An 11037-nucleotide genomic window follows, 5' to 3' on the forward strand; every position below is an offset into this window, starting at 1 on the left:
CACCCGGCCCAGCCTTCAAAGGCCGCCCCCCCCGGCCCCCCGCTCAGAGGCCCGTCGCGCGATCGGGGTCCGTGTCTGCGAACAGCCGGCGCCAGGTTTCCGGTCCCGGGAAGCCGTCCGCCGCGCCGCCGCGCCAGCCCTGGGTGCGCTGGAAGGCCTGCACCGCGCGCCGGTCCGCTTCACCCCAGCGCGGACCGGGACCGGCGGGATAGAACGTGCCGAATCCCTTCTCCATCAACCGGCGGCCCAGCTGCGTGACGTACGCGTTCTCCGCGCCCGGACGGAAGGAGGCCCTGCCCGGATAGCCGGGCACCCCGTGCGAGACGGGCACTCCCCGCGTGGCGGCGCGGCCCGGTCCTCCCGCCGCCGAGACCGTCTCCGCGCCCTTCCCGCCGGAGGTCAGGCCCTTGTAGCGGTAGGGGACGTACTTGTCGGCGTTGCTCCAGTAGGGATACGGGGTGGCCTGGCTGCGGGTGTGCGGGGGTGTCTGCTCGTAGACCGTGTAGTTGGTGTGCTTGTAATCGGTCCAGCCGCCGAAGATCACCACGTGAGAGCCTTTTTCCGGGTTGTCGGGATTGTGGTACAGCAGCATGTCGCCGGGCTCGAGCTCCTCCTTGGTGATCTTCACTCCGAACTGGTCGAGGCTGCCCGTCCACTCGTTGCCCGGCAGCCCCCAGGCCATGGAGACATAGCCCGAGCAGTCCTGCCGGTAGCCGTCGGTCCAGTAGGCCTCCATGCTGTACGGCACCTTTGCGGTCACCCAGATCTTGGCCCGGTCGATGATCTTGGTCCGGGTGGTGGCCGGGGTAGGGGTGGTGCCGGGTTCGGCCGGTTTGCCCTTCGGGCCGTACAGCGGGCCCGGGGCGCCCTGGGGGGTGTCGGACTCGCCGTCGTCGGGGGCATGGAGGCGCTCCACCGCGGCGGGGCGGACGGGGGTGAGGGCGGCGGCCGGGGCGGCCGCGCCGAGGACGGCGGACGCGGCGGCCGCGGCCACGATCCCGCAGGCCGCCGGGCGGACGCGGGGGCGGCCGGACGACGGGCCGGGGCCGGCCCGTCGCTCCTGGACGCAACCGGGGCAGTCGCAGTCGCGGGTGGGGTCGAAGTCCACGAACACCGGAGCCGGCATGCGATCTACCTCACATTCGAAGGGGCGTTGTCCGCGAGATTGCACGTTGATCAGTTTTCCAACTGTCCACCGGACCGCCACTTTGACGGCCCGAATGATGTACACGCCCCTCCGGACCCCCGGCCGATCACCCGGGGGTGGTCATGGGCACCCCTGGAGGTCGGGTAGAGTTATCTCCGTCAGCAGGCGCCGCTAGCTCAGTTGGTTAGAGCAGCTGACTCTTAATCAGCGGGTCCGGGGTTCGAGTCCCTGGCGGCGCACCGACCGGGAGGCCCCTCGCGAAAGCGGGGGGCTTTTCGCATGTCCGGAAATCTCCCCTGTCCGGAACCGGGCCCTCCCCCCGACTGGCCGGATACCCTCTCGCCATGGCAGCCCGGGACCTCCAGGAGCGGATCAAGAAGCTGATCGTCGACCGACGGCTGCCCTCGGGTGCCCCGCTGCCGACCGAGCCCGAGCTGATGGAGTACCTCGGCGCGAGCCGGAACTCCGTCCGCGAGGCCCTGAAAGCGCTCCAGGCCATGGGCATCGTGGAGATCCGGCACGGGTTCGGGACGTACGTCGGCTCGATGTCGTTCGCACCCATGATCGAGGGGCTGGCCTTCCGCACCGTCGCCGGGCACTACCGTGGCGAGGACTCCCTGCTGCAGCTGCTGGAGCTGCGCGAGGCCGTGGAGACCGGGCTGGTCTCGCGGCTGGCCGGGCGGCTGCCCGAGGCGGACCTCGTTGAACTGGACGGCCTCGTGGACCGTATGGAGCAGGAGGCCGCCGAGGGGGCGGGCCTCGCCGAGACCGACCGGGCCTTTCACGCCACCCTCTACCGGGGGCTGGACAACGTGCTGCTGAGCGAGGTGCTGGAGGCGTTCTGGGACGCCTTCCACCGGGTGCAGCAGGATCTGGTGGACGTGCCGCAGGACCCCAGGGTCACCTGCCGCCAGCACCGGGAGATCCTGGACGCGGTGCGGTCCGGCGACTCACTGCGGGCGGAGGAGGCCATAAGAGATCACTTCGGCAACATCCGCGTCCGCCTCTCCACCACCGGCACATCCCGGCCACCCGGGACCACCGGCACATCCCAGCCACCCCGGTCACCCGGAAGCACCGGCACACCCCGGCCACCCGGGTCACCCGGGTCACCCGGGACCAGCGGCGCGCCCCCGTCCCCCGAGCCCCACGCGCGCCACAATGAACGGGTTTGAGCGGTAAACACCGCGTTTCGCGTCTTGCGATCATGTGGAGCGCCGTAGAACCCTGAGATGTCCAAGCTGCCGCCGTTTGGCGGGAGTTGGGGGGAAGCAAACGGTTGCCGGACGGCGGGGAGGGGGCCCCGCTCATGAACCGATGCCGAGGGGGGCATCAATGCAACCGGAAGGTCGCCAGTCCCGTGTCCATGAGGTGGGGAAGACGTGGGGACTGCGAGCCACCACAGCGACAGAACACGCGGTGACCTGCGTGTGGGGGGAATGACTCATGACGTCGACGCCGACGGGCGCCGGACACAGCCACGCTCACGACGACCCGTCACAGACCACACAGCTCAGGGTGATCGGGCACCGGACGGGCCAGTTACGCCGGATCAAGAAGAGCCTGCCGAGATACGACTACGAGCACTACAGCCGGCTCGCGGGCCCCCTCACCCAGCCCGACCCGGCGAAGCCGTACAGGGTGCAGTACCGGTCGCTGCTCTCACAGGAGCCGCACCGCATCCGCGCCGCGCTCATGCTGGGCGCGGCCCCGCTCCTCTCCCTGGTCCTGCTGTTCTGGCTGCTGCAGCCCGAGCACTGGACCGAACGCGACTATCCCGCCTACGACTTCCTGCCGGCGCTCGACGTCGTCATGCTCGTCTCGATCGGCCTGATCGAGTTCTTCCGCTGCATGAACGTGCTGTCCAACGCCCACGCCACCCTGGTCGCCCGCGACCCGGTCCCGGTGGTCCCCGAGACCGGAACCAGAGTCGCCTTCCTCACCACCTATGTGCCCGGCAAGGAGCCGCTGGAGATGGTGACGAGGACCCTGGAGGCGGCGGTGAAGCTGCGCCACCGGGGCCTGCTGCACGTGTGGCTGCTGGACGAGGGCGACGACCCGGCCGTCAGGGAGGTCTGCGCCCGGCTCGGCGTGCACCACTTCACCCGCAAGGGGGTGGAGAAGTGGAACCAGCCCAAGGGGCCGCACCGCGCCAGGACCAAGCACGGCAACTACAACGCCTGGCTGGAGGCGCACGGCGGCGACTACGACTTCTTCGCCTCCGTCGACACCGACCATGTGCCGCTGCCCAACTACCTGGAGCGGATGCTCGGTTACTTCCGCGACCCGGACGTCGGCTTCGTCATCGGCCCGCAGGTGTACGGCAACTACGACACGTTCGTCACCAAGGCCGCCGAGTCCCAGCAGTTCCTCTTCCACGCCCTGATCCAGCGCGCCGGCAACCGCTACGGCGCCCCGATGTTCGTCGGCACCTCCAACGCCGTACGCATCAGCGCCCTCAGGCAGATCGGCGGCCTGTACGACTCCATCACCGAGGACATGGCGACGGGCTTCGAGATGCACCGCGCCAAGAACCCGGCGACGGGCCGCAAGTGGAAGTCGGTCTACACCCCGGACGTGCTCGCGGTCGGCGAGGGCCCGAACGCCTGGACGGACTTCTTCACCCAGCAGCTGCGCTGGTCCCGGGGCACGTACGAGACGATCCTCAAGCAGTACTGGAAGGGCCTGTTCACGCTGGGGCCGGGCAAGCTCTTCAACTACACGATGATGATCATCTTCTATCCGATGTCCGCCCTCAACTGGATTCTCGCGGCGCTGAGTTGTGCCCTGTTCCTGGGCCTGGGCGCCTCGGGCGTGAACATCGACCCGACCGTGTGGCTGATGCTGTACGGCAACGCCTCCGCGCTCCAGATCGGCCTGTACATCTGGAACCGGCGGCACAACGTCTCCCCGCACGAGCCGGAGGGCTCCGGCGGTGTCGCGGGCATGGTGATGTCCGCCCTGTCCGCGCCGATCTACGCGCGCTCCCTCATGGACGCCGTACTGCGCCGCAAGAGCAGGTTCGTGGTCACGCCCAAGGGTGAATCGGCGAGCCCCGACACGCTGTTCGGGACGTTCCGGGTCCACTGGTTCTTCATCCTGGTCTTCGCCGGCTCGCTCGCCGCCGGCTTCGTGTTCGGGCACTCCCACCCCGCGATGATCACCTGGGGGTGTCTCGCCCTGCTGATCACCGCCTCGCCGATCTTCGCCTGGCGGTACACGCTGCGGCAGGAACGGAAGAGGCCGAAGCCGGCGACGGCCACGGCGATCGCCGAACCGCAGGACGCGGTGCCCGCGCCGTACGCGGCCCATCTGCCGCTCAAGCGGCCCACCTGGGCGGCCGGCGAGCAGCACGGGGGCCGGGAGGCGGACCGGAGCGGGGAGAACGAGCAGACCATGCAGATCGCCCTTGGCGGACTTGGGGGAAGCAAGGAATGAAGGACCAGGCCGGCCGCCGTCGCGCCCGCAGGCTCGCGATCGGTACGGCGGTGGTACTCGCGCTGGCCGGGATGAACGGGCCGTGGCTCTACCGCTTCGGCACCGCGCAGTACCACCAGTACAAGATCAACAGACCTGAGTACAAGGCCGAGAACGGCCACTGGGACATCATCGAGTTCCCACCGGAGTACCGCCAGGACACCATCCACGCGGCGCTGCTGCACACCGGCAAGGTGCTGCTGGTCGCCGGCTCGGGCAACAACCAGGACAACTTCAACAGGAAGAAGTTCGACACCCGCATCTGGGACCCGGTCAAGGGCACGATCAAGAAGGTCCCCACACCCAACGACCTGTTCTGCACCGGCCACACCCAGCTGCCCGACGGCAACCTGCTGATCGCGGGCGGGACCAAGCGGTACGAGAAGCTCAAGGGTGACGTCAAGAAGGCCGGCGGCGTCATGATCCTCTACAACGAGAACCCGGACAAGCCGATGACGCTGCCCGCGGGCACCAGGTTCACCGGCAAACAGAACGGCAGGACGTTCGTCTCCCAGGACTCGGTACTGGTCCCGCGCGCCACGAAGGTCTTCGACAGCACCGGCAAGTGGCTGCGGAACAACCCCGGTTACGGCCGTGTCTACGTCGAGGCGCCGCAGGAGGGCACCCAGTACGAGACCGGCACCCAGGACAACTACCGCATCCAGGGCCTGACCGGCGCCGACGCGCGCAACACCTACGGCATCGCGCAGAAGCTCGCCCTCGACAAGAAGGACTTCGAGGGGATCAAGGACGCCTACGAGTTCGATCCGGTCGCCGAGCGGTACATCAAGGTCGACCCGATGAACGAGGCCCGCTGGTACCCGACGCTCACCACCCTGTCGGACGGCAGGATCCTCAGTGTCTCCGGCCTCGACGACATCGGTCAGCTGGTACCGGGCAAGAACGAGGTCTTCGACCCGAGGACGAAGAAGTGGACGTACACGAAGACGGTCCGGCAGTTCCCCACATATCCGGCGCTGTTCCTGATGCAGAACGGGAAGATCTTCTACTCGGGTTCGAACGCGGGGTACGGACCGGACAACGTGGGCCGTGAGCCCGGCATCTGGGACGTCGACACCAACAGGTTCACCAGGCTGCCCGGGCTGAGCGACCCGAACGCGATGGAGACGTCCGGGACCGTGCTGCTGCCTCCGGCGCAGAACGAGAGGTTCATGGTGATCGGGGGCGGCGGCGTCGGTGAGTCGAAGCTGTCCAGCAAGAAGACCCGGCTGATCGACCTGAAGGCGCAGAACCCGCACTTCGTGGACGGGCCATCGCTGGAGAAGGGCACGCGGTATCCGCAGTCCTCGATCCTGCCCGACGACACGGTGCTGGTCTCCGGCGGCTCGGAGGACTACCGGGGGCGCGGCGACTCCGACATCCTGCAGGCGCGGCTGTACCACCCCGACAGCAACAGCTTCACCCGGGTCGCGGATCCGCTGGTGGGCCGGAACTACCACTCCGGCTCCATCCTGTTGCCGGACGGGCGGGTGATGTTCTTCGGGTCCGACTCGCTGTACGGCGACAAGGCGAACACCAAGCCGGGGAAGTTCGAGCAGCGGATCGAGATCTACACACCGCCGTATCTGTACCGGGACTCGCGGCCGACACTCGGTGGAGGGCCGCAGACGATCGCCCGCGGCGCTTCGGGGACGTTCACCTCGGATCACGCGGCCGGTGTCAAGAAGGTGCGGTTGATCCGGCCGAGTGCGTCCACGCATGTGACGGACGTCGACCAGCGGTCCATAGCACTGGACTTCAAGGCGGCCGGGAACAAGATCACGGTGACGGTCCCGAAGAACCGGAACCTGGTGACCTCCGGCTGGTACATGTTGTTCGTCGACGACGATCAGGGGACACCGAGCAGGGCTCAGTGGGTCAGGGTTCCGTAGTCACTTGGTGTTGGCGGCAAGGGCAAGTGCATAACTTGCCCACCAGTCCCCCGCCTTCGGGCCTCCCTTGCACGTGCCGTCGGACTCTCCCGGCCGCTTGACCCACAGGTAGGCGTCCACCAGGGCGTCCGCCGTCTTTGTCGTCGGGGTTTCTCCGAGCGCCCGGCCCGGCGGGTTGCACCAGCGCTGGGCCGGGTCGCCGCCGGTGTAGGGGCCGTTGCCGTTGCGGCTGGTGTCGATGACGAAGTGTTTGCCGCCCACCTTCGCCGAGAGCTGCTTGCCGTAGGCGAGGGAGTCCTGGGTGGAGTAGAAGTTGGAGACGTTGACGGAGAAGCCGTCGGCCTGGTCGATGCCGGCCTGCTGCAGGCTCTGGAAGATCTGGTCGGGGTGGCCCCAGCCGGCGTTGCCCGCGTCCAGGTAGACCTTGGTGTTCGGCAGGGACTTGAGCTTGGCGATCGCGCCCTTGAGGAGGTCGTAGCGCTCCTCGTGGAACCGGTCCGGGGTGCAGCCGTCCACGAGGTGGAGTACGGCGTCCGGTTCCAGGACGACGATGGCGGGGCGGTCCTCGATGCCCCGGGCCACGCCGTCGATCCAGGCGCGGTAGGCGTTGCCGTCGGCGGCGCCGCCCTGGGAGTACTGGCCGCAGTCGCGGTGCGGGATGTTGTAGAGGACGAGCAGGGCCGTACGGTCGGACTTCTCGGCGGCCTCGGTGAAGCCGCGCGCCTCCTTCTCCGGGTTCTCCGGGCCGATCCACTCCCCCACCGGCTGCTCGGCGATCCTGCGGATCTGCGCGGCCTCGGTCTTCCTGCCGGACTTCTCGTAGGCGCCGACCTGGCGGGCGGCGGTGCCGTCCGGGTTCACCCAGAACGGGTCGGCGGCCTTGGGCTGTTGGGTGATCCGGGCTCCCGGGTCGCCGCTCTCGTCCCCGCCGCCGGAGGAGCATCCGGCGAGCAGCGCTGCCGCCCCCAGCACCACCACCGCCGCCGACGCCCGCCCGGAAAGGCGGGCCCCCCTGCTGTCGTCCATGCGAATTCCCCCTGGTCCCCCCTGGGCGCACCGGTCCAGGGCCAATCCTGGCATATCCACCCGGTCCGTCACGAGGTCGCGAGGTCGCCCCGCGGGGCGTGGGGGGCGAGGTGTGCGGGGGTCAGCCCGCGGTTCCGGTGAGGTATGCGGAGACCACGACGTTGGCCGTGTAGCTGCGGGCGGCGCGGTCGAAGGAGCCGCCGCAGGTGATCAGGCGCAGCTCGGCGCGGCCGGGCCGGTGGGGGCCGTAGGCCTGGTGGGCGTCGAAGCGGGCGCGGGGCAGGACACGGACGTCGTCGATGGTGAACCGGGCGACCTTGCCGTCCGAGCGGACCACCCGGACCGTCTCGCCGGGCTCGAGGGTGCTGAGCTTGTAGAACACCGCGGGCCGAGTCTCGGTGTCGACGTGCCCGACCAGGAGCGCCGCGCCCTTGGCGCCGGGTGCGGTGCCGGCGCCGTACCAGCCGACCACGCCCGGCTGGTCGAAGGGGGGCGGGTCGACGGCGCCCTCGGCGTCCAGGCCCCGGCTGACCACCGGAGCCTGCACGCCCAGCTGGGGGATGTCGACGCGCTGGGGTACGGCGTCCCCGAGCGGCCTGGCCGGGCGGGGCAGCCGGGGGGCCTCGGCGGGTGCGAACAGGTTCCCCGTGGCGGAGCCGCCCGTGGTGTGCGGTACGCCGGTCAGCCCGCGGCCCCACAGCCACAGCCCGAACAGCAGCAGGGTCCAGGTCAGGGCTGTGACGAGCCGCTCGGTGCCGGTGGTGCGCGCACGGTCGTGGGACATGGCCCGTGCTCAGCGGGTGCCGCGGTTGCGGCGGGCGCGGAGCCCGACGGCGACCGCCGCGGTCGCGGCGAGGGCCAGGCCGGTCACGGTCTGGACGGTGTCGGGGCCGGACTCGGTGGTGGCCACCGTGGCGAAGTGGGCGGTGCCGCCACCGCCCGCGGGGACGGGGGCGACGGGCGAGGCGGAGGTGGGGGGCCGGCCGGCGGGATCCTGGTACTGCCCGGGTGCCCGGCCCGGTGCCGTCTCCCTGTCGACCACCGTGATCCTCCCGGTGATGACGTAGTCGGCGCAGGTGATCCTGACGTCGTAGGCGCCCGGCTTGAGGGAGGAGCGGACGCGGGTCTCGCCGGCCAGGGTGCCCTGTGCGCCGGTCAGCCGGGCGTCGGCGACGAACGCGGCCGAGGCGGCGGTGCCCTGCGGCCCGGAGCAGCCGTGGACCCGCACGGACACGTCGGTGCCGGGGGCGGGGGCGGCGGGCGTCACGGAGACCGAGCCCGAGTCGGCCGCGTGGGCCGCCGGGGCGAACGCGGCGACGGCCAGGATTCCTGTACAGACAGTGAGGCGTAGTGAGCCCATCGTGAACCTCCAGATATCAGGAGGCTCCCCCGCCCCGGGCGCCTCCGCATCCTCGGGAGGCGCCCGATTGCTCCGAACGGGTGGATCGGGGTTTGAAAGGCCCAGGTCAGAACCGATCGGGGCCGATCGGGGTCCGGTCAGGGCAGGACGGGACGGGTCAGACGAGGTCGACCAGGTCAGCGATGGAGTCGACGACCTGCGAGGGGCGGAAGGGGTAGCCGTCGACGTCGTCGGGCTGGGTGACGCCGGACAGCACCAGGAAGGTGCGCATGCCGGCCTCCAGGCCCGCGAGGACGTCGGTGTCCATCCGGTCGCCGATCATCGCGGAGTTCTCGGAGTGGGCCCCGATGGCATTGAGCCCGGCCCGCATCATCAGCGGGTTGGGCTTGCCCACGAAGTAGGGCTTCTTGCCGGTCGCGGCGGTGATCAGGGCGGCGACCGAGCCGGTGGCGGGCAGGTCGCCCTCGGTGGAGGGGCCGACGTTGTCCGGGTTGGTGGCGATGAACCGGGCGCCGTCGTTGATCAGCCGCACCGCCTTGGTCAGCGCCTCGAAGGAGTAGGTGCGGGTCTCGCCGAGGATCACGAAGTCGGGCTCGTGGTCGGTGAGGATGTAGCCGATGTCGTGCAGCGCGGTGGTCAGACCGGCCTCGCCGATGACATAGGCGCTGCCGCCGGGCCGCTGGTCGTCGAGGAACTGGGCGGTGGCCAGGGCCGAGGTCCAGATGTTCTCCTCCGGCACGTCCAGGCCCATCCGGCGCAGCCGGGCGTGCAGGTCGCGGGCGGTGTAGATGGAGTTGTTGGTGAGCACCAGGAAGGGCCGTCCGGACTCGCGCAGCTTCTTCAGGAAGGCGTCGGCGCCGGGGATCGGAACACCCTCGTGGATCAGGACACCGTCCATGTCGGTGAGCCACGACTCGATCGGCTTGCGGTCTGCCATGTTGTGCGTCTCCTGGCGTGCGTACGGTCGGAAAGGCTGGGGCGCCGGAACCACGGCGTACCGACGCCCCCAGCCTAATCAGCGTGGCCTGATCCTGACCCCGGCGTTCGCCGGTCGAACGGATCAGCTCCCCGTCGCCGACTTCCAGTCCTCGACGTACGACGTGAGGTTCTTGTCGATGTCGTTCCAGTCCGGCTCGAAGAACTCCACGCCGTCCATCAGCCTGGTGAGGGCGATGGCGTTGGCGTCGGTGGCCTTGACGTCCTGCCGGGCGGCGAACCCGCCGCCGATCCCGCTGACCTCCTGCTGCTGCTTCTGGGCGAGCATGAAGTCGAGCAGCTTCTGGCCGTTCTCGCCGTGCGGGGCCTTGGTGACCAGGCCGGCCGCGTACGGCAGGGCGAAGGTGGTGGGCTTGCCGTCCTTGCCGGCCGGGAACCAGATGCCGAGGTCGGGCATGGTCTTGGACTGGGCGTAGTTCATCTGCACGTCGCCGTTGGCGACGAGCAGCTCGCCCTTGTCCACCTTGGGGGCGAGCTTGCCGGTGGAGGCGGACGGGCCGACGTTGTTGGCCTGGAGCTTCTTCAGGTAGGCGAGGGCCTGCTCCTTGCCGCCGAAGTCGTGGATGGCCTTGATGAGGACGGCGGTGCCGTCACCGGCGACGCCGGGAGTGGAGTACTGGAGCTTGTTCTTGTACTTGCCGTCGAGCAGCTCGTCCCAGGTCTTCGGGGCCTGCTTCAGCTCCTTCTTGTTGTAGACGAACCCGAAGTAGTTGTCGACGACCGAGGTCCAGGTGCCGTCCGGGGCCTTGTCGGCGCCGCTGACCTGGTCCGCGTCCTTGGGCTCGTACTTCTGCAGCAGGCCCTTGCTGTCGGCCTGCTGGATGAACGGCGGCAGGGTGACCAGCACGTCGGCCTGCGGGTTGGACTTCTCGCGGACGGCGCGCTGCACCATCTCGCCCGAGCCGCCCTCGACGTACTTGACCTTGATGCCGGTCTGCTTGGTGAAGTCGGCGAAGACCTTGTCGTACCAGCCGTCGCCGTTCTCGCCCTTGAGGCCGTCGGCACTGTAGACGGTGACGACCTTGGCGTCGGAGGCGGCCGAGGAGCCGCCGCAGGCGGACAGCAGGGGGGTGGCGAGCAGGGCGAGGGCTACGGCGAGCGTGAGGCGGTTTCTGGGCATGGCGAGGCCAACTCCTGGC

General features: G+C 69.6%; 8 protein-coding genes, 1 tRNA gene and 1 pseudogene. 4 read left to right on the forward strand and 6 right to left on the reverse strand.

Features of this window, described 5'->3' with window-relative positions; genetic code table 11:
- Positions 1-43 precede the first annotated feature (43 nt).
- Positions 44-1126, reverse strand: coding sequence for a peptidoglycan-binding protein (locus tag ACWDEN_RS05835; protein ID WP_450857467.1), 1083 nt, complete (start codon positions 1124-1126; stop codon positions 44-46).
- Between the two features lie 186 nt (positions 1127-1312).
- On the opposite strand from ACWDEN_RS05835, the gene ACWDEN_RS05840 reads away from it, so the two are divergent.
- The 4 genes and pseudogenes from ACWDEN_RS05840 to ACWDEN_RS05855 all read left to right on the forward strand — a co-directional run bounded on the left by ACWDEN_RS05840 (position 1313) and on the right by ACWDEN_RS05855 (position 6516).
- A tRNA-Lys gene (locus tag ACWDEN_RS05840) sits at positions 1313-1386 on the forward strand.
- Positions 1387-1491: 105 nt separating this feature from the next.
- A pseudogene (locus ACWDEN_RS05845) lies at positions 1492-2178 on the forward strand (FadR/GntR family transcriptional regulator); the annotation flags it as partial.
- Between the two features lie 415 nt (positions 2179-2593).
- Positions 2594-4585 carry a glycosyltransferase family 2 protein gene (locus tag ACWDEN_RS05850; protein ID WP_450857469.1) on the forward strand — a complete coding sequence of 664 codons (1992 nt, stop codon included), beginning with the start codon at positions 2594-2596 and terminating at the stop codon, positions 4583-4585.
- Complete coding sequence (locus tag ACWDEN_RS05855) at positions 4582-6516, forward strand: radical copper oxidase GlxA (RefSeq protein ID WP_351614098.1); 1935 nt, start codon at positions 4582-4584, stop codon at positions 6514-6516. Before ACWDEN_RS05850 ends, ACWDEN_RS05855 begins: the two co-directional genes overlap by 4 nt.
- Here ACWDEN_RS05855 and ACWDEN_RS05860 read toward each other — a convergent pair whose 3' ends face one another.
- From ACWDEN_RS05860 to ACWDEN_RS05880, 5 genes are all read right to left on the reverse strand, one after another.
- A complete protein-coding gene (locus ACWDEN_RS05860) occupies positions 6517-7542 on the reverse strand; it encodes a glycoside hydrolase family 6 protein (protein WP_450857471.1) in 1026 nt (341 codons plus the stop codon). It abuts the gene before it with no gap.
- Positions 7543-7663: 121 nt separating this feature from the next.
- A complete protein-coding gene (locus ACWDEN_RS05865; RefSeq protein WP_351614092.1) occupies positions 7664-8326 on the reverse strand; it encodes a class F sortase in 663 nt (220 codons plus the stop codon).
- Positions 8327-8335: 9 nt separating this feature from the next.
- Positions 8336-8902 (reverse strand): hypothetical protein, encoded by a 567-nt coding sequence (locus ACWDEN_RS05870; protein WP_450857473.1) that lies wholly within the window; start codon positions 8900-8902, stop codon positions 8336-8338.
- 157 nt (positions 8903-9059) lie between these two features.
- The gene (locus tag ACWDEN_RS05875; protein WP_351614086.1) at positions 9060-9839 is read right to left on the reverse strand and encodes an HAD-IIA family hydrolase; all 780 of its coding nucleotides are present in this window, start codon (positions 9837-9839) and stop codon (positions 9060-9062) included.
- A gap of 123 nt (positions 9840-9962) precedes the next feature.
- The gene (locus tag ACWDEN_RS05880; RefSeq protein ID WP_450857476.1) at positions 9963-11018 is read right to left on the reverse strand and encodes a 2-aminoethylphosphonate ABC transporter substrate-binding protein; all 1056 of its coding nucleotides are present in this window, start codon (positions 11016-11018) and stop codon (positions 9963-9965) included.
- Positions 11019-11037 lie beyond the last annotated feature (19 nt).

The organism is Streptomyces sp. NPDC001153, from assembly GCF_053598315.1.